Origin of the sequence: Sphingomonas sp. 37zxx (assembly GCF_000786205.1) — a bacterium.
Classification (GTDB): Bacteria; Pseudomonadota; Alphaproteobacteria; order Sphingomonadales; family Sphingomonadaceae; genus Sphingomonas.
Map to the genome: position 1 here is coordinate 40,614 of NZ_JROH01000007.1, position 18,867 is coordinate 59,480.

Below are 18,867 nucleotides of genomic sequence, written 5' to 3' on the forward strand. Positions count from 1 at the left end.
CTAGATCCGCCGCCGCACTCGTCCTCGCAGCCGCCGTGCACGATCGCGCACCCGGGTCGTCAGCCCGCGTCGCGAAGGTTCAAACGCGGCTTCGGGATGTTCGGGGTCGAGCGCCTGGGCATTGGCCATCACCCGCTGCCATTCGGCCTTTTCGGGCGGATCGAACGGTACCAGCGAACGCCCGCTGCCGCGCAGCCGCTCGACCGTCTCGATCAGCGATCCGGTCTTGGCCAGCGTCTGCTCGACCACTTCAGGCTCGACCCCCAGATGCTCGGCCATCAGCCCGGCGCGCAGGCCCGCGATCGTTGCGATCATCGCGTCGTCGGTCGCTTCGATGACGACATCACATTCGCTGTCGAGCCCCATCGAGCGGTTGTTCATATTGGCCGACCCCACGCGCAGCACGCGATCATCGGCGATCATCACCTTGGCATGGACATAGATGTCGGCCTCGCGATGCGTCACCGGGGTATAGATTTGTGCGCGGTGGTGGTTGGGATGTTCGCGCATCGCGTCGATCAATTCGGCGCGCGCCGCGCCCATCACTTCTTCCTCGAGCCAGCCATCGGCGACCTTGGGATTGACGATCACGAACTCGGGTCCGTTTGCTTCGTCGAGCCGCTTGGTAATCGCCTCGGCGATCACTCGCGAGGCGAAATATTGTGTCTCGATATAGGCATAACGCTCGACCCGCTCGATCATCGCGACGAACAACGCCTCGATCTCGCGGATTTCCTCGACCTCGCCGTTCAGCCCGCGCGTGCGGCCGATCGTGACCTCGATATCTTCGAATTGCGGGCGAAGCGCGTCGGGCCAGGCGTTGCACGCCACCTGCGGCACCGGCAGGGGATCGCCGCCCGCAATTTCCCAGCGCTTGCGCGCCAGATCGCCCAGCGCCCCCGCCACCGGCCCTTCGAGCGCCATCGATGCGTCGTGCCAGGGCATATAGCGCCGCTCGGTAAAGGGCCGCCGCCGCCGCTCGTCATTGTCGAGATGCTGGCGCGTGTCCCATCGCGACGCGGTCATGTCGATCCCGCCGCAAAACGCCATGCAATTGTCGATCACGATGATCTTTTGATGATGGCTAGCGCCAAAGGGGTGCGCGCCGTCGGTCTTGAAGGTGATTTGCTTGTGCTTCATCCAGCGCAGCAGCCGAAGCGCGGTGGTGCCGCGCCCCAGCAGCTTCATCGTCACCACGCTCCACGCCAGGATATTGATCTGCAATCCCGGTCGATTATCGGCCAGCCAGCTCAGAAACGGCCCCAGCTCGGTCGGCGCGCCATCATCGGGGCGGCTGCGATCGAGGATGATCCGGCTGTCGAAATCCCAGCCGACCAGCATGATCTGCTCGGTCGCGCCCATCATCGCCTTGCGCGCATAGGCATAATAATCGGCGGCATCGACCACCAGCGCGGCCCGGTCGGCATGTTCGGTGCGCCAGCCCAGTTCGTTCAGCTTCAAATCGCCTCCGGTCCGTTGGACCCAAGCACATGGGTACATAATTGCGCGACCGCGTTGTCATCGGGCGTCAGCGCCGCGACCGTGACCCAGCCCTGCGCGCGCCATGTCGCGGCATCGGCTCCTTCGGGCACGAACAGCCGCCGCCGCTCGACCGCGATGCACCCGGCTTCGAGCACCGGGTCGGCATAGAGCGAGAACCCGACTGCCGCCTCTTCGGTGCCGCCGTCATGCATCACGGTATAGGTGCCGCCGCGCCCAATTTCGATCGGGATGCCAGTGGCAAAGATCGAAAAGCCAAGCCAGCTTTGATATTCAAAGCCATGCCGTTCGGTGGGGTCGAGCGTCAGCGCGACGTTCAGCGGCAACGCCTCGGCAATCGCCGCCAGCCCGTCGAGCCGGGTGGCGAGCGCCGCCCCATGCGCGCTGCCGCGCAGCTTGGCCAGCGCCTGGTCGAACGGCCCCGCCGCCTCGATCAGCGGCAGATAGGCGGGCGCGATCGCGGCCACCCCGGCGGCATCCTTGCCGTCGAGCGCGATCCGCAAGGGTTCGAGCTGCTCGGGCGGCAGATCGCCCAGCGTCTCGACCAGATCGGGCAAGGTGAAATCGATCGACAGGCCGGTGATGCCCGCAGCGGTCAGCGCCTCGACCGCGACGGTGACGATCTCGCGCGCCGCCGCGACACTGTCGAGCCCGATCAGTTCGCACCCGATCTGGCGCATCGCGCGCTCAGGGCGAAGCTGCGAGGCGCGCAGCTTCAGGATCGCGCCGGCATAGGAGAGGCGAACGGGGCGCGGGTGATGCGCCATCCGGGTGGCGGCAATGCGCCCCACCTGCGCGGTGATGTCGGGCCGGATCGCCAGCGTCGCCTGGCTCACCGGATCGACGAAGCGCACCGCATCGCTGGCACGTGCAGCCTTGAGCCGCGCACCAAGCGCCGCTTCGAACTCGGCAAGCGGCGGATCGACCTGCTCATAGCCATAGCCATAAGCGGTATCGAGCACCCGCCGCTCCAGCCGCGACGCCGCATCGGCGGCGGGCGGCAGGCGATCGTGGAAACCTTCGGGAAGCAGACCGGTCATCGGCTGCCCAGATACTGATACGAAAAGCGTGTCACCAATTCCCCTTCATCCTCTCCCGCTGGCGGGAGAGGGTTGCGAAGACTTGGGTCGCATTCTTCATGCGGCCCTAGTCGTAGCTGGGTGAGGGTGGTGCGGTCGCATTCGCGACCGCGCGAAGCAGCGCTTCGCACCACCCTCATCCAATCTTCGCTAAGCCGCTGCGCGGCTAAGCTACGCTATCCTTCTCCCGCCAGCGGGAGAAGGTCACATAGGGAAGCACTACAGCGCGGTCACCTAAAACCGCAACGCCATCACCGTTCGCACGCCAGGCAGTGCGCGAACATTCGCGATCAACTCCGCCGTCACCGGCTCGTCGACCGACAGCAGCAACACGGCCTCCCCGCCTGCGGCCCGGCGGCCCAGATGGAAGGTGCCGATATTCACCCCGGCGGTGCCAAGCGTCGTACCGATCCGCCCGATGAACCCCGGCGTATCGTCGTTGACGACATACAGCATATGCCCCGCCAGATCGGCCTCGACCTTGATCCCGAACAGCTCGACCAGGCGCGGGGCCTGATCGCCGAACAGCGTGCCCGCCACCGAACGCTCACCTGCGTCGGTCTTCACCGATACGCGCAGCAGCGTGTGGTAATCGCCCTCGCGCTCGGTCCGCACTTCGCGCACTTCCATGCCGCGCTCCTTGGCCAGCACCGGCGCATTGACCATGTTCACCGTGTCGGTCTGCGTCCGCAGGAAACCTGCCAGCACCGCCGACACCATCGGCTTCTGATTCAATTCAGCCGCTGCACCCTCGCTATGGATCGAAATCCGCCCGATCGCGCCATGCGTCAACTGGCCCACCAGCGAGCCCAGCTTTTCGGCCAGCGCCATATAGGGCTTGAGCCGCGGTGCTTCCTCGGCTGACAGGCTCGGCATGTTGAGCGCGTTGGTGACGCCGCCCGACATCAGGAAATCGGCCATCTGCTCGGCCACCTGGATCGCGACGTTGACCTGTGCTTCGCTGGTCGATGCGCCAAGATGCGGGGTCGACACGAAATTGGGGGTGCCGAACAAGGGCGACGCCTTTGCCGGTTCCTCAACGAACACGTCGAGCGCCGCGCCGCCGATATGCCCCGAATCGAGCCCGGCCTTGAGCGCCACCTCGTCGATCAGCCCCCCGCGCGCACAATTGATGATGCGGACGCCCTTCTTGGTCTTGGCGAGATTTTCAGCGCTCAGGATGTTGCGGGTCTGGTCGGTCAGCGGGGTGTGCAGCGTGATGAAATCGGCGCGTGCCAGCAATTCGGTCAGCTCGACCTTCTCGACGCCGATCTCGATCGCGCGCTCGGGGCTGAGGAACGGATCGAAGGCGACGACCTTCATCTTCAGCCCCAGCGCACGATCGGCGACGATCGACCCGATATTGCCCGCGCCGATCAGCCCCAGCGTCTTCGACGTCAGCTCGACGCCCATGAAGCGGTTCTTCTCCCACTTGCCCGCCTGAGTCGATGCATCAGCCTCGGGCAATTGGCGCGCGAGCGCGAACATCAGCGCGATGGCGTGTTCGGCGGTGGTGATCGAATTGCCGAACGGGGTGTTCATCACCACCACGCCCTTGGCGCTGGCGGCGGGAATATCGACATTGTCGACGCCGATCCCGGCGCGCCCGACGACCTTAAGGTTGGTCGCGGCTTCGAGGATTTCCTTGGTCACCTTGGTCGAGCTGCGGATCGCCAGACCGTCATACTCGCCGATCATCGCGATCAGCTCGGCGGGCGTCTTGCCGGTGATTTCATCGACCTCGACCCCGCGCTGGCGGAAAATCTCGGCGGCTTTGGGATCCATTTTGTCGGAAATAAGGACTTTGGGCATTTGATTTCTCCACCCGTCATTCCGGCGAAAGCCGGAACCCAGGGTTACAAAGGATGTCGCGTATGGCGCTGGATCCCGGCTTTCGCCGGGATGACGATTAAGAAGTGCGTGCCGTTGCCCAGGCCCAATCGAGCCACGGCCCCAGCGCCTCGACATCGGCGGTGTCGACCGTCGCGCCGCACCAGATGCGAAGCCCAGCGGGCGCATCGCGATAGCCCGCGATGTCGTACGCCGCATGTTCGGCCTCGAGCAGCGATGCCATCTTCTTGATCAACGCTTCATCGGCACCTTCGACAGTCAAACACACGCTGGTGTTCGAGCGAGTCGCCGGATCGACCGCGAGATAGCCCAGCCAATCGCGCGCCTGCACGATTCGGTCGAGCGCCGCCGCATTCGCCGCCGATCGCCCGATCAGCGCGTTCAGCCCGCCGATCGACTGCCCCCATTCGAGCGCAAAGATATAATCCTCGACCGCGAGCATCGACGGGGTGTTGATCGTCTCGCCCTTGAACAATCCCTCGATCAGCTTGCCGCCTTTGGTCATGCGGAAAATCTTGGGCATCGGCCAGGCCGGGCTATAGCTTTCGAGCCGCTCGGCCGCGCGCGGCCCCAGGATCAGCACGCCGTGGCCGCCCTCGCCGCCCATCACCTTCTGCCAAGAGAAGGTGGTCACATCGAGCTTGTCCCACGGCATCTCCATCGCGAACACCGCGCTGGTGGCGTCGTTGAAGGTCAGCCCTTCGCGATCGTCCGAAATCCACTCGCCATTGGGGACGCGCACGCCGCTGGTGGTGCCGTTCCAGGTAAAGACGACATCATGGTCGTGCGGCACCCGCGTCAGGTCGACGATCTCGCCATAGGGCGCGGTCATCACCTGCGGGTCGATCTTGAGCTGCTTGACCGCGTCGGTCACCCAGCCTTCGCCGAAGCTTTCCCACGCCATCACCGTCACGGGCCGCTGCCCAAGCATCGACCACATCGCCATTTCGATCGCGCCGGTATCCGATGCGGGGACGATCGCGATGCGGTGGGTATCGGGAACCTGCAGCACCTGGCGCGTCAGGTCGATCGCGCGCTGCAACCGCGCCTTGCCCAGCTTCGAGCGGTGCGAGCGGCCGAGCACCAAAGTGTCGAGCTTGTCGGCCGACCAGCCCGGAGGCTTGGCGCAGGGGCCGCTGGAGAAATGGGGACGCGCCGGCTTGGTGGCGGGTTTGGTGGACGCAAATGTGGCGTCGGCAACGTGTAGATCAGTCATGTCAGTCTCTCCTCACAGAGAGCACGCGCGGCGTTGGGACCGCGTGGCCCGTCGCCGGCCCTAACGATGCCGGGCGGGGTGTCAAGCGTGCTGAAGGTCGCTCGACACTCCGGCACCGTCCAGTGGGTCCAAACAAGACGGGCCGCGATCGCGCCATGCGCGGCTGCGGCCCGTCTCGCATGCCGATCAGAACTTGGCGCGCACCCCGAAATTGACGGTGCGACCAAAAGTGTGGATTTCGGTAAACTCCTTGCGCGTTCCCGCGAACGATACCTGGCGTCCGTCGAGTACGTTCACCGCCTGCATGAACAATTCGACATTGGGGCGAAGCTGATAGCTGCCGCCCAGATCGAGGATGCCGAATCCGTCCTGATAAAAGGCGACGACGTCCTCGGTCGTCGGCAGCGACGTCACCACCGCACCCGCATCGGTCATATACTGGCTGCGATAGGTGTAGCTAAGGTTGAACTCGAACGGCCCGCTCTCGAAAAACGGCGTGATCGAATAGCTGATGTCCGACACCCCCTGAACGCCTGCCGACTGGACGCCGACACCCGCCAGGTCGAGCTCAAGCTTCGACGTCGCAAAGGTCGCGGTCGCCGTCACGCCCAGGCCAAAGGCAAGGCGGTTGGTATAGCCGAATTCGATGCCCGAGATCGTCGCATCGCCGACATTGGTCGGCGTCGCCACCAGCACGTCGACCGGCAGGGTCGATCCGTCGTTCACCGCAAAGGCAAGCGTGCGGGTTTCGAAATCCGACGCGATGTAATCGCTCACGTCCTTGTAAAAGGCAGCGGCGGTGAACGCGCCGAACTTGTCGAAATACCATTCGAACGACAGGTCGAGATTCCACGACGTATAAGGCCGCAAATTCGGATTGCCCGCCGTTGCGTTGAGGTTGAGCGTCTCATCCTCGAGCGCGGCCGCCCCCAGGTTGAAGATGTTGGTCACCGTCACGCTGTTGGTGTTGATCGAGTTGCGAAGCTCGGCCAGCGACGGGCGGGTCATCGTCTTTGCCGCGCCCAACCGAAATTGGATGTTCTTGGCAATGCTGAAGTTCGCGTTCGCGCTCGGCAACCACTCCTGATAGCTGGCCGAGGTGGTGATCGGCGTCACCTGCGTCGTTACCCCGCCGGTCGCGGTGCGAACCGGCGACACCGTAGTGCCGTCGACATCGGTTGCGGTGCGGACATAGCGCAAGCCGACATTGCCGCTCACCGGCACCGTTCCCACGTCCGACGCGAAATCGATCCGGCCATAGCCGGCGACCACTTCCTCATCGATCCGATAGCTGTTCTGCCGATCGGCGGCGTTGGGCTCCAGATCATAGGCGCTGGGGTTCACCCCGTCGAACTCGCCCGCCAGCACATAGGATTGGTTGAACAGCCCCCAATCGACATTGGTCCAGGGCTGGAAGGTGCCGATCTGCTGGTCAAAGGCATTGGACGGCACCGCCGCGCCCAGGAAATCGCCGGTGCGCGTGACGCCCGGACGCAACACCGTCGTGCTGCGGTCGCGCCGCTGATAGTCGCGATAGCGATCCGAATATTGCCCGCCATAGGCGATCCTGGTGATCTTCAGGCCGCCCAGGTCGATCTCGGTGTCGCGCGACACGTTCAAGACCAAGGTCTGGTCCTCGTCGCGCGAATTGATCGGGCGCACCGCGAAGCTTTCGAACGGCATCACCGACGGGTCGGTCAGGTCGAGGCTGGTGAACAGCGAATTAACCTTGGCGCGATTGACGACATCGCCGCGAAAATCAAAGGTCAGGTCGCCGCCGCGCGCATTGGCGGTGCGATATTGCACGCGCTGGATCGGCGTAACCAGGTCGCTCTTGGCCTGGGCATAGCTGAACCGCGGCTCGAACCGCCACCCGTCCAGATCAAGCCGCATCGTGGCGTTGAGCTGCAAATTGCGGTGCGACTGGTCGAGATATTCGGCATAGTTACGGATACGTGCGCCGCGGATCGTGCCCGCCACCAGCCGGCCATCCTCGACCACCGCGGTCGTCGGGTCGAGCCGGGCGATCTGGCTGGGGATATAATAGGTCAGGCGGCGCTCGACCGTCTCGTTGTTGAACTGCGAATACAGCCCGTCAATGTCGAATTCCAGGTTCGGCGCGGGGCGCCACTGGACGCCGACGATCCCGCTGATCCGCTCGCGATCTTCCAGCTCGAGATAAGGCTGCGCGTCACCCGGCACGCGCAATTCGCCCAGGCCCGGCACTTGGACGTCGGACCAACCCACGCGCAGCCGATCGAACTGCACCTGGCGCTTTGAATAGGCGATGCCGCCCAGCACGCCAAAACTGTTATCGGCATTGTGCCAGCCAGCCGACAGGCTGCCATTGGGGTTCAGCGTATCGGTGCGCTCGTCATAGCCGCCGAACAGATTGGCCGCGACGAACGAATCGCGATCGAGCGGATTGAGCAACCGGATGTCGACCGTCGATCCGATGCCGTTTTCCACCAGATCAGCAGTGGGCGATTTGATGACGACGATACTGTCGATCAGCGTTGCGGGCAGCACCTGCAAGCGGAACTGACGGCCCGACTGGCCCGAATTGCGAATATTTTCGTTATACGCCAACGGCATGCCGTCAAAGGTGATCGCCTGAAAATTTGGCCCCAGCCCGCGCACGCTGATGAACTGGCCCTCGCCTGCTTCGCGCACGATCGTCACGCCGGGAACGCGCTGCAACGCCTCGGCGATGTTGAACGCCGGCAGCTTGCCGATGTCCGCCGCAACGATCGCGTCGGAGATCGAATCGGCGTTGCGCTTGACATCCAGCGAGCGAGCGACGCCCTCGGAGAATTTGGCGGTGATGACGATGTCGCGCTCAACGGCGGCTTCGTCGCTGTCGGCGGGCGTCGTCGCCGCTGGCGTTTGCTGGGCCGCCGCCGTCTGAGGGCGGACGATCAGCGCACCGGCGGCATCGCGCGTCACCGTCAGCGGCTGGCCCGCGATCAGCCGGCGCACGGCTGCCTCAGCCGCGAATTCGCCGCTGAGCGCAGGGGCGTTCAGCCGGGCGACGCTCGCGCGGGTGAACAGGATGTCGCTACCGCTCTGGCGCGCCAGTTGCTCGAGCGCGCGGTCCATCGGTTGCGCGGCAATGCTGAAGCGCACGCGGCGCTGATTGTCCTGCGCCTGCGCGGCCCCCGCCATCGCCAAGGTCGAAAGGGCGAGCGCAAGCGCCGCCGAACGGCCCAGCCCCTGCTTCAGGCCAGGCTGCCGCTTCAAAATCGTCATCGAAATCCCCCGTCTCCCGCTCCCAACGAGCGTCCATCCCCCCGACGACGGGCGATGATTTTACCTCACCCCGCAGTGCGAAAAAAATCGGGGGCGGCGGGGTAAAGCGGCTCAGCTAACCGATGATATGCGGATCGTGTCGGCCCCCGCCTCGACGCGCACCGGCAGCAGCACCGCGAGCGAGCGGGCAAATGCCTCGGGATCGCCCACCCGGTACATGCCGGTGAAGCGAAGCGCCGCCGCCTGCGGATCGGCGACCACCAATGGCCGCTGAGTATAGCGGTTCATCTCGGCGGCGGCCTGTGCCAGCGTTTCGTCGCGAAACGCCAGCCGCCCGGTCTGCCACGCGATCAGGTCTTCGAGTTCGGGGCGATCGACCCGGTCAGGGCTACCCTGCGCCATCGCGATCCGCTCGCCGGGCACCAGCGGCAATGTGGCACCCGCCGCTTCGACCCGCGCGACCCCTTCGATCGCGGTCATCGCCGCGCGCGCACCGTCGCGGCGCACGTCCAGTCGCCCGCGAAGCGCCAGCGCCCGCCGATCCCCCGCCAGGATCGCGAACGGGCGCGGATCGGCCGCGATCTGCAAATCGACCCGCCCCGCCGACAGCGTCAGCGTCCGCAAGTCCGATCGGGTGCGAAACCGAATATTGGTGTCGGTGTCGAGCATCACCCGCGTGCCGTCTTCCAGCACCAGCCGGCGCTGTTCGCCTACCCCGGTGCGATAGACCCCGGCGGTCGCCTCGCGCCAGCCCAGCACCGATCCGCCCGCGACCAGCAGCGCGCTGCCGCCCGCCATCACCGCACGCCGCGACAACATCGGCACGGGCGCGGCAGGAGGGCCGACGATGGGCGTGGTGGCGGCCAGGCCACCGACCGAATCCCACACGGCAGATGCGCGTTCAAAGGCATCGGCATGGCGCGGATCGGCATCGATCCAGGCGCGAAAGGCGGTTTGATCGGCGTCGGTGCGGTCGTCGGCGTGCAGTCTTGCCAGCCATGCTGCGGCCTGCCGGTTGGATGTTGCCGGCTCGCCGCGGATCACGTCACCAACTCTCCATCCACTCGGTCAGATGCGTCATCGCCTTTGCGATGTGCTTTTCGACGGCGCTCTGGCTGATCCCCAGTTCGTCCGCGATTTCGCGATACTTACGCCCCTCCAGCCGGTGCATCAAGAAAATCTGCCGGGTGCGCGGACTCAGCCGCTCGACGCCGCGGCGCAATCGCTCGAGCCGGTGCCGCGCGATCAGCGTTTCGTCCTGCAACGGATTGCGATCGGCCAGCGTATCGACGCTCAGTTCGATCGGCACGGCGGTGCCGGCGCGCCGTTCGCGGCGATAGGCGTCATGCCCGCGATTGGCGGCGGCGCGGGCAAGCAACGCCACCGGATTGTCGGCTACCACTTGCCGCTCGGCCAGCCCGATCCAGGCGTCGTGCAACAGATCCTCGGCATCGTCGCGCCTGGTCATCCGCGCGATCTGGTCGCGCAGCCGTCCCCAGCCCAATACCAGCCTGCCGCCGTGGATCGAAGCATCACCTGCCTGCATGTCCTGCCGGGTAGGGACGCTGCGATACGGTTTCGTGACGTTTCGATTGCCGCATGATGACGGCGGCGTTCAATCGGTCAGATAAATGGGATTCCCGTAGAACCAGAGGTCTTGCCACGGGTCTTCGCCGGGCACGTCGGCCTCGGGTTCCCCCTGCTGCGTATTCGTCCCGCGCACGCGCAGATAGCCTGCACCAGCCGGGGCCGGCATGCGATGTTCGATCACCACATCCGCGCCCTCGCGCCGCCAGTCGCGCGCGGTGAAGCGGCGGAGCACGCGCGCGCTGGGGTTGCGATCGCCTACCGCGCTATCCGTCACCGCACCCGCGATCAGATCGACATGGTCGACCTTGGGCACCGCGCCGCCCGCATTGGCGGCGCGCGCGGGGCGAAAGCGGATGGTGACCAGTATCTCCCCACCCGGCTTCGCCGCCAGCGTATCGCCCATCATCGCGTGCGCGTCGCCGCTCGTCACCGTCACGTCGAGCCGATCGACCAGCCCGCCGGTCGCCACGAACACCCGCCCGCCGCGCAGTCCGCCCAGAATGTCGGACGAGTCGGGCGCGGCGAATACCCAGGTCTTGGCATATTCGCCCGGCCAGAAATCGGCACCGCCCTCACGCCAATGGCCGTGCGAATCCGACGTGGCGGTGATCGTCCAGCGCAGCCCCTGCCCCAGCAAGGCGTCCCAGCCGCCGCCGATCGTCGCCGTCATCTGATCGAACCCGCCCATCGTCGGATAGCCTCCATATAGCCCGCGCGAACCGTGCGCGATGTCCAGGCCGGGCTTGGGCCGCGCCGCCTGATGCCCCGGCGCGCCCTCCATGCCGATCACCACGCGCGGCGCGGCGGCCTGCCAGGCGCGATATTCCTGCGGGCTATGCTGGCCCCAGCGGCCAAGGCCCGTCGCGGTGCGCGAGGGGTGGTTGCCGATCACCACCGGCGGCGCGCTCAGGCTGTTCATATAGCGCAGCGCCTCGATCATTCTGGGCTTGGTGTTGCGCGCCGGATCGGCGGGAAACGCCTCGCGCTTACCATAGCCGCGCTCGATATCGCGCAGCGTATCGCGCTCCTGCGGCCCGATCGGCAGGATCAGGCTGGCATGTTCGCCGCCGGGCACGTCAAACTCCATGCCATAGAATAATGTCAGTTCGGGCACCGCCAACCTGGCCGCAACCACATCGGGCCAGGCGCGGGCATGGTTCAGATCGGCATGGCGCGGCCCGCCATGATCGGTCGACACCATCCATGCCAGCCCATGCGCCTTTGCCATCCGGGCATTTTGCAGCACGCTATGCGCCGAATCGCCGCCGATGATCGGCGGTGGCGGCTGATCGGGGTGCGCCGGATCGGGCTGGTATTTGGCGCTGTAAATGCTGTGGACGTGATGGTCCCCCGCCAGCCAGCGGCGCTGCCCGGCCTCCTGCCCGGCGGCCGGCACCGCCAGCGTCGACCATAGGGCGCAAAACAATATCGATCGGCGAAACATGGCGGCTCCCTATGCAGCAATCCTCATCGATGCGACGCTTTCACGACAACAGCATGACGGCGCAGCCCCGACGGCCGCTGCGCCCAAGGCTTCCTAACCTCCGCCGCCGCGCCTATGCCGATCGGGTGCAGCCGACGATCCGCCAGCTTCGTTTTCTTGTCGCGCTTGCCGACCATGGCAGCTTCACACGCGGAGCCGCTGCGGTCGACGTCACCCAGCCCAGCTTTTCGCAGCAGATTCAGTTGCTCGAGGCGATGTTGCAGGGCCGGGTCGCCGAACGCGGTAGCCGCACGATCCTGACCCCGCTGGGCCGCGACGCAGTGGCAGCGGCACGGCGGGTGCTGGCCGAGGTCGACAGCTTCGCCGCCTTGGCCGAACGGCATGTCGAGGCGCTGTCGGGCACCATCCGGCTCGGCGTGTCGCCGACGCTTGGCCCGTATATATTGCCGCAACTCGTCGCGCGTCTGCACGCCACCAACCCTACGCTGCGGGTGCATGTCCGCGAGGGCATGCCGGGGCCATTGCTCGAAATGCTGGCCGACGGCGCGCACGACGTGGTGCTGCTGCAACTGCCGATCGACGGGGCGGGCCTGCATGTCGAGCGGCTGTTTCGCGATCCCCTCTACCTGGCGATGGCCGCCGATGATCCGCTGCGCGACCGCGCCGAGATCACCGCCGCCGATCTTGCCGGGCGAGGGCTGCTGACGCTCCAGCCGCAATATCGCATGAGCGATCAGGTGACCGCACTTGCCGAAGCCGCCGGCGCGCGCGTGCTTCGCGATTATGAAGGCACCAGCCTTGATGCCATTCGCCAGATGGCGGGGATGGGCATGGGCCTTGCCTTCCTGCCACAACTTTATGTCCGCCAGGAGATTCGCAGCGGCGACGAAGTGATCGCGCGGCCCTTTAAGGGTGGCCTGCATTATCGTGAGATCGGGCTGGTCTGGCGCGCGGGCGCCGGGCGCGCACCGGCATTTGAAAAATTGGCAAACCTGTTGCGACAGGTTGCCGCCATAGGATAATCCTATGACACTTATAGTGCCAGACCGGTTGGCCCGATGGCTTGCTGCCTATAATAGGTCGAGCATCTAAGGAGAATATGATGGCGGCAAAGCGCGTAGGATTGCGGGCGTTCGGAGGCTGGATCGCGCTGGTGCTGGCGCCTGATGCCGCATTCGTGCGGCTGGCGATCGTCTATGGCATCGCGATTTCGCTGCTGTCGCTCGCAACGCCGATCTCAGTGCAGTTGCTGATCAATTCGGTGGCGAACACCGCCCTCCCGGCACCCTTGTTCACCCTGGCGGGAATCCTGTTCCTGCTGCTCACCATCGCCGGCGTGCTCAGCGCGCTGCGAATCCATCTAATGGCGGTATTCGAGCGGCGCTTGTTCGCGCGGATGGTCGCCGAAATCACGCTGCGCGCGGTGCATGCGCAAAACCCGTTCTTTGCCGATGCGCGCCGCGGCGACCTGTTCAACCGCTATTTCGACCTGATCACGGTGCAAAAGGCGGTGCCCAGCCTGCTGATCGGGGGCTTCACCATCGTGCTCCAGGGCGCGGTCGGCCTGATCGTCACCAGCTTCTATCACCCGTTTTTCCTCGCGTTCAACGGCGTGCTGGTCTTCACTTTGTTCGTGATCTGGCAGGTTTGGGCCTCGGGCGCGGTCCGCAGCGCGGTCGGCATGAGCCATGCCAAGCATCAAACGGCGCACTGGCTCGAAAGCGTCGGCGGGTCGAACGGCTTCTACAAATCCAGCCGCCATCTCGATTTCGCAATGGACCGGTCCGAAGCAATGACCGCGACCTATGTCAACGCGCATCGCCGGCATTTTCGCTACACCTTCGCGCAGACTTTGTGCCTGTTGTTCACCTATGCCTTTGCCAGCGCGACGTTGCTGGCGCTTGGCGGCTGGCTGATCATCCAGGGCGAATTGTCGATCGGCCAGTTGGTCGCTGCCGAACTGATCCTGTCGGGCGTATTCTATGGCATCGCGCAATTCGGCACCTATCTCGAATCGCTCTATGACCTCGCCGCCAGCCTCGAGGAACTGTCGCTATTCTGGGACATCGCGCAGGAAGAGCCGCGCGTCGGCACCAGCCATGGTCCCGCCAATGGCGCGATCCGGCTGCGCGGGGTGCGCCACGGCGGCCATGTCTTCGATTTTTCGGTCGACAGCGGCGAACAGCTCGCGGTCGTCGCCGCGCCGGGGGTCGAACGCACGATCGCTCGCTTGCTCAAGCGCCACGAACTGCCGTCGCGCGGGCTGGTGCTGGTGGGGGGCAGCGACATTGCCGGGTTCGACATGTATCGCCTTCGCGCCGATGTGATGGTGCATGAACGGCCAAGCTTCGTCGAAATGTCGATCCGCGAGTATCTGACGCTCGCTGCCTCGGGTGATGCCACCCGGATCATGGATGTGCTCGACATCGTCGGCCTCACCACCCGGATCGGGGCGCTCAACGACGGGCTCGATACGATCGTATCGAACTCGGGCTGGCCGTTTTCGGTGGGCGAAACGATGGCGCTCAAGCTCGCCGCATCCTTGCTCGCCTGCCCGCGCGTGCTGGTGCTGTCGCCGCTCTACGATCTGCTGCCCACCGCGCGGATCGACGCGGCGCTGGCGATATTGCGCGAAAGCGGCACCACCGTGTTGCAATTCACCCGCCGTCCGCAGGGGCTGACGCGCGACGGTCGGCTATGGGTCGGCAGCCAGGTACAACAGCGCTGCGCCAGCGAAGCCGAACTGATCGCGCTTGCCCGCGACGAAGGAGATACCGATGCCCTTCCGGCCTGATCACCTTACCCATTTTCCAACGCTCGCATCGATCCGTCCGCCTCGCGTCACCCGTGCAATCGCCTGGATGCTGATGATCAGCATCGGCGTCGTCACCGCGATCCTGTTCGGCGTGCCGTGGGTTCAGACCTCGCCCGGAGCCGGCCAGGTAGTCGCGCTCAACCCCGATGACCGCGTGCAATCGGTAACCGCATTGGTTCCTGGCCGCGTCGAGCGGTGGTTCGTCAACGACGGCGATCAGGTAAAGGCCGGCGATCCGATCGCCCGCGTGGTCGACAACGACCCCGACCTGCTCACCCGCCTGCGTGCCGAACGCGCACAAGTCGAAGCAGAGATCGCCGCCGCGCAACAGGCGATGACCGTGGCGCAGCTTGACGTCGGTCGCTCGCGCCAATTGCTCACCGAAGGGCTGATTGCCCGGCGCGATTACGAAGCGTCGCAGATTCGCGTCGCCGATCATGTCGCCAAGCTGGCCGAGGCGCGCGCCAAGCTCAGCCGGGTCGATGTCGGCCTCAATCGCCAATCGGCGCAGGTGGTGCGTGCCCCGCGCGAAGGCCGGATCCAGTCGATCAACGCCGCCGCCGGCGCGACGTTGGTCAGCCCCGGCGACATTCTGGCAACGCTCGCGCCCGATCGGCCGGTGCGCGTCGTCGAATTGCTGGTCGACGGGCGCGACGTTGCCCTGGTTCGCCCGGGCCGCCCGGTACGGCTGGCATTCGAAGGCTGGCCAGCGATTCAGTTCAGCGGCTGGCCGTCGATCGCCGAGGGGATGTTCGACGGTCGCGTGCGCTCGCTCGACCCTTCAGCGCAGGCGACCGGGTTGTTCCGGGTGTTGGTCGAGCCGATGCCGGGCCGCCCAAGCTGGCCCGACGACGATTATGTCCGGCTGGGTGCCAAGGTGCGCGGCTGGATCCAGATGGAAACCGTCAGCGTCGGCTATGAATTGTGGCGTCAGCTCAACGACTTCCCGCTCGAGTTCCGCCGCCCCGCGCTAGAGGCCGAAGCCAGGAACAAAGCACAGGAGCAGACCAAGTGAGACGATTGGCGCTCGCGCTGCTCCTGCTGGTCACAGTGCCGGCAGGGGCAACCGCGCAGACGCAGAGCCAGACCCTGACGCTCGACGAAGTGCTTCGCTCCTCGGCGGTCAACGCGCCGGCCATCCTCGAAGCGATCACCCGCGAGCGTCAGGCCGATGGCCGCCGGCTTTCGGCTGAAGGCGCGTTCGACACCTTGTTCGAGGGCGACGCGCAATCGCGACTGCTGGGCTTTTACGACGGCACCGTGGTCGAGGGGCGCGCCAGCCGACCGTTCGTCAATAATGGCGGCGGCATCTATGGCGGTTACCGTATCTCGCGCGGCGACTTCCCGACCTATGAGAGTAAGGGGTTCACGAACCAGCTTGGTGAGGTGAAAGTCGGCGCGGTGTTCGCGCTGATGCGCGATCGCTTTGTCGACGAACGCCGCACCCGGATTGATCTTACCAGCCGCGACATCGAACTTGCGCGCCTCGACCGCGAGATGGTGGCGATCGGGGTACAGCGCCGCGCGATCGATTCCTATCAGGTCTGGGTCGCGGCGGGCATGCGGGTTGCGGTCTATCGCGACCTGCTGGCGCTGGCCAGCGAGCGACAGACCTCGATCGAACGCCAGATCGCGCTCGGCGCACGGCCCGATATTCTCAGCACCGAGAACCGGCAAAACATCGTGCGTCGGCAGACCTTGCTGATTCGCGCCGAACAGGAACTGGCCAGCGCCGCCAACGCGCTGTCTTTCTATCTTCGCGATGCCGATGGCGAGCCGGTCACCCCCGCACCCGCTCGCTTACCCAACAGCTTCCCCGCGCTTCGGCTACCACCATTGGGGCCTGATCTGGCGCAGCGGATCGAGCGGCCCGACCTCGACGCCATATTGGTTCGGCTCGACCAGGCAGCCGCTCGCCGCCAGCTCGCCGAAAACGACATGCAGCCCCGCCTCGATCTTCGCGCCGAAGCGGCCAAGGACATCGGCCCGGTCGGCCTGGCCGGTGCGGGCAGAACGCCGGCCGAGGGCATTGTCGGCCTGCGTTTTTCGCTGCCGCTCGAACGCCGCCAGGCGCGCGGTCGCATTGCCGAGGCGCGCGCCGAGGCCGATGGCCTTCGCCTGCGCCGCAAGCTGATCGAGGATCAAATCCTGGTCGAGGTAAACGGCCTGGCGATCCAGGTCGATGCCGCCGAGCGGCTGGTGGCGCTCGCCGGCGACGAAACCGCGCTTGCAACCCGCATGGCCGAGGCCGAGCGTCGGCGTTTCCAGCTTGGTGCCAGCGACTTCATCGTCGTCAATCTGCGCGAGGAATCAGCAGCCGATGCGCGGCTGCGCCAGCTCGACGCCGAATTTCGCCGGTCGTCGGCGCGCGCCGAACTGGTCGCCGCCACCGTCGATCGCGCGCAACTCGGTCTGTAACCCCAAAGTTCTACATATGTTCTTTCCTACATTGTTCCATATGGGTTAGCCATCCCGCTGCAACAGGAGGCTATGATGGACAGCAACACCCCTATCGAAGACCTGATCGACGACGTCATCGCGCGCGAAGGCGGCTATAGCGATCACCCCGCCGATCGCGGCGGCCCCACCCGCTGGGGCATCACCCAGGCGGTGGCGCGCGCCGATGGCTATACCGGCGATATGCGGCATTTCCTGCGCGAGCGCGCGGTCGCCATCTACACCCGTCTTTACTGGACCCGTCCGCGCTTCGACTTGGTGGCCAAGGCAGCGCCGCGAATCGCCGCGGAATTATTCGATACCGGCGTCAATATGGGGCCGAAAATCGCCGCGACCTTCCTCCAGCGCGCGCTCAACGCGCTCAATCGCAACGCCCGCGACTATCCCGACATCACCGCAGACGGTGTGGTGGGGCCGCAAACCGTTGCGGCACTTTCGGCCTTCATACGGGTGCGCGGGGATCGCGGCGAAACCGTGCTGCTGAAAGCGATCGAGGCGCTGCAAGGGGCGCGCTACCTCGACCTCGCCGAGCGCCGACCCGCCAACGAAGCCTTTCTCTACGGCTGGCTTGCGAACCGGATCGGTGAACCCGGCGGCTGACAACCACGTCGCCCGCATCGACCCATCGAAAAACGGAGCATCGTCATGAGCATCCTCGACGGCCTGATCGGTCCGCTTGCCGGCCTGATCGACAAGATCATTCCCGACCCCAAGGCGCGCGACGCCGCCAAGCTGGAGCTGCTGAGGCTCGAAGGTAGCCAGGAGATCGAAGCGATGCGCGCGCGCCTGTCGGCGATCGTCGCCGAAGCGCAATCGGTCGATCCCTGGACCAGCCGCGCGCGCCCCAGCTTCCTCTATGTCATGTATGCGCTGTTCCTGTTCGCGATCCCGATGGGCCTATTATCGGCGCTGTCGCCGCAAATGGCGCTGAGCATTTCGAACGGCATGACCGCGTATCTGCGGGGACTGCCCGAGGAACTCTATGCGCTGTTTGGCACCGGCTATCTTGGCTACACCGCCGCACGCCAGTGGGGAAAGGCCAAGGGGGCGGATCGCTAAGCCCCGATTGCACCCAAACCGTGCCTCCCCCATATCCCGCGCCATGAGCAAGAATATCACATGGCACGGCACTACCATCCTATCGGTCCGTCGCGGCGGTAAGGTCGTCATCGCCGGCGACGGCCAGGTCACCCAGGGGCAGACGGTGATGAAGCCCAATGCCCGCAAGGTCCGCCCGCTGGGCGACGGCAAGGTGATCGCCGGCTTCGCGGGTGCCACCGCCGACGCCTTCACCTTGTTCGAGCGGCTCGAATCCAAGCTCGAACGCCACCAGGGGCAATTGCTGCGTGCTGCGGTCGAGCTGGCCAAGGACTGGCGCACCGACAAATTCCTGCGCAACCTGGAAGCGATGCTGATCGTTGCCGACAAGGACGTGACCCTGGTCGTTACCGGCAATGGCGACGTGCTTGAGCCCGAGGGCGGAATCGCCGCGATCGGATCGGGCGGCAATTTCGCCCTCGCCGCTGCCCGCGCATTGGTCGATTACGAAGCCGACGCCGAAGTGCTGGCGCGCAAGGCGATGGGAATCGCGGGCGAATTATGCGTCTACACCAATGATCGGCTGACCGTGGAAATCCTCGACAGCGACACCTGACGGCGTTCCCCT

15 protein-coding genes are annotated in these 18,867 nt (G+C 65.6%); 7 read left to right on the top strand and 8 right to left on the bottom strand.

What is annotated here, in order from left to right:
* The 8 genes from QU44_RS04455 to QU44_RS17135 all read right to left on the bottom strand — a co-directional run bounded on the left by QU44_RS04455 (position 1) and on the right by QU44_RS17135 (position 11,929).
* Entirely contained in the window at positions 1–1,461 is a 1,461-nt protein-coding gene (locus tag QU44_RS04455) for a phospholipase D-like domain-containing protein (RefSeq protein ID WP_033920417.1), read from the bottom strand.
* Positions 1,458–2,540 carry an ATP phosphoribosyltransferase regulatory subunit gene (locus tag QU44_RS04460; protein ID WP_033920419.1) on the bottom strand — a complete coding sequence of 361 codons (1,083 nt, stop codon included), beginning with the start codon at positions 2,538–2,540 and terminating at the stop codon, positions 1,458–1,460. Before QU44_RS04460 ends, QU44_RS04455 begins: the two co-directional genes overlap by 4 nt.
* Before the next feature lie 273 nt (positions 2,541–2,813).
* Entirely contained in the window at positions 2,814–4,391 is a 1,578-nt protein-coding gene (gene serA, locus QU44_RS04465; protein WP_033920421.1) for a phosphoglycerate dehydrogenase, read from the bottom strand.
* 97 nt (positions 4,392–4,488) lie between these two features.
* Positions 4,489–5,646: a phosphoserine transaminase gene (locus QU44_RS04470; RefSeq protein WP_033920422.1), complete on the bottom strand. Its 1,158-nt coding sequence runs from the start codon at positions 5,644–5,646 to the stop codon at positions 4,489–4,491.
* Between the two features lie 186 nt (positions 5,647–5,832).
* Positions 5,833–8,895 (bottom strand): TonB-dependent receptor, encoded by a 3,063-nt coding sequence (locus QU44_RS04475; RefSeq protein ID WP_052134331.1) that lies wholly within the window; start codon positions 8,893–8,895, stop codon positions 5,833–5,835.
* 111 nt (positions 8,896–9,006) lie between these two features.
* The gene (locus QU44_RS04480) at positions 9,007–9,939 is read right to left on the bottom strand and encodes a FecR family protein (protein ID WP_052134332.1); all 933 of its coding nucleotides are present in this window, start codon (positions 9,937–9,939) and stop codon (positions 9,007–9,009) included.
* A gap of 1 nt (position 9,940) precedes the next feature.
* On the bottom strand, positions 9,941–10,441 hold the full coding sequence (locus QU44_RS04485) for a sigma-70 family RNA polymerase sigma factor (RefSeq protein ID WP_033920423.1): 501 nt from the start codon (positions 10,439–10,441) through the stop codon (positions 9,941–9,943).
* Between the two features lie 69 nt (positions 10,442–10,510).
* Positions 10,511–11,929, bottom strand: coding sequence for a phosphoesterase (locus tag QU44_RS17135; protein ID WP_156140931.1), 1,419 nt, complete (start codon positions 11,927–11,929; stop codon positions 10,511–10,513).
* A gap of 53 nt (positions 11,930–11,982) precedes the next feature.
* On the opposite strand from QU44_RS17135, the gene QU44_RS04495 reads away from it, so the two are divergent.
* The 7 genes from QU44_RS04495 (at position 11,983) to hslV (ending at position 18,855) form a co-directional block, all read left to right on the top strand.
* On the top strand, positions 11,983–12,951 hold the full coding sequence (locus QU44_RS04495; RefSeq protein ID WP_081987863.1) for a hydrogen peroxide-inducible genes activator: 969 nt from the start codon (positions 11,983–11,985) through the stop codon (positions 12,949–12,951).
* An 80-nt stretch (positions 12,952–13,031) separates the two neighbouring features.
* Complete coding sequence (locus QU44_RS04500) at positions 13,032–14,723, top strand: ABC transporter transmembrane domain-containing protein (protein WP_033920483.1); 1,692 nt, start codon at positions 13,032–13,034, stop codon at positions 14,721–14,723.
* Positions 14,707–15,759: an efflux RND transporter periplasmic adaptor subunit gene (locus QU44_RS04505; RefSeq protein ID WP_033920424.1), complete on the top strand. Its 1,053-nt coding sequence runs from the start codon at positions 14,707–14,709 to the stop codon at positions 15,757–15,759. The genes QU44_RS04500 and QU44_RS04505 overlap by 17 nt, the downstream gene beginning before the upstream one ends.
* Positions 15,756–17,162: a TolC family protein gene (locus QU44_RS04510; RefSeq protein WP_033920426.1), complete on the top strand. Its 1,407-nt coding sequence runs from the start codon at positions 15,756–15,758 to the stop codon at positions 17,160–17,162. The genes QU44_RS04505 and QU44_RS04510 overlap by 4 nt, the downstream gene beginning before the upstream one ends.
* A gap of 75 nt (positions 17,163–17,237) precedes the next feature.
* On the top strand, positions 17,238–17,801 hold the full coding sequence (locus tag QU44_RS04515; RefSeq protein WP_443018074.1) for a glycoside hydrolase family 108 protein: 564 nt from the start codon (positions 17,238–17,240) through the stop codon (positions 17,799–17,801).
* Between the two features lie 45 nt (positions 17,802–17,846).
* A complete protein-coding gene (locus tag QU44_RS04520; RefSeq protein ID WP_033920430.1) occupies positions 17,847–18,260 on the top strand; it encodes a holin family protein in 414 nt (137 codons plus the stop codon).
* A 43-nt stretch (positions 18,261–18,303) separates the two neighbouring features.
* A complete protein-coding gene (hslV, locus tag QU44_RS04525; protein WP_033920432.1) occupies positions 18,304–18,855 on the top strand; it encodes an ATP-dependent protease subunit HslV in 552 nt (183 codons plus the stop codon).
* Positions 18,856–18,867: the final 12 nt, after the last annotated feature.

Excerpts from the sequence above, each read along its gene's own strand:
- QU44_RS04460 (WP_033920419.1), bottom strand. The coding sequence starts at position 2,540 with ATGACCGGTCTGCTTCCCGAAGGTTTCCACGATCGCCTGCCGCCCGCC.
- serA (WP_033920421.1), bottom strand. The coding sequence starts at position 4,391 with ATGCCCAAAGTCCTTATTTCCGACAAAATGGATCCCAAAGCCGCCGAG.
- QU44_RS04470 (WP_033920422.1), bottom strand. The coding sequence starts at position 5,646 with ATGACTGATCTACACGTTGCCGACGCCACATTTGCGTCCACCAAACCC.
- QU44_RS04475 (WP_052134331.1), bottom strand. The coding sequence starts at position 8,895 with ATGACGATTTTGAAGCGGCAGCCTGGCCTGAAGCAGGGGCTGGGCCGT.
- QU44_RS04485 (WP_033920423.1), bottom strand. The coding sequence starts at position 10,441 with ATGCAGGCAGGTGATGCTTCGATCCACGGCGGCAGGCTGGTATTGGGC.
- QU44_RS17135 (WP_156140931.1), bottom strand. The coding sequence starts at position 11,929 with ATGTTTCGCCGATCGATATTGTTTTGCGCCCTATGGTCGACGCTGGCG.
- QU44_RS04495 (WP_081987863.1), top strand. The coding sequence starts at position 11,983 with ATGACGGCGCAGCCCCGACGGCCGCTGCGCCCAAGGCTTCCTAACCTC.
- QU44_RS04500 (WP_033920483.1), top strand. The coding sequence starts at position 13,032 with ATGGCGGCAAAGCGCGTAGGATTGCGGGCGTTCGGAGGCTGGATCGCG.
- QU44_RS04505 (WP_033920424.1), top strand. The coding sequence starts at position 14,707 with ATGCCCTTCCGGCCTGATCACCTTACCCATTTTCCAACGCTCGCATCG.
- QU44_RS04515 (WP_443018074.1), top strand. The coding sequence starts at position 17,238 with ATGGACAGCAACACCCCTATCGAAGACCTGATCGACGACGTCATCGCG.
- QU44_RS04520 (WP_033920430.1), top strand. The coding sequence starts at position 17,847 with ATGAGCATCCTCGACGGCCTGATCGGTCCGCTTGCCGGCCTGATCGAC.
- hslV (WP_033920432.1), top strand. The coding sequence starts at position 18,304 with ATGAGCAAGAATATCACATGGCACGGCACTACCATCCTATCGGTCCGT.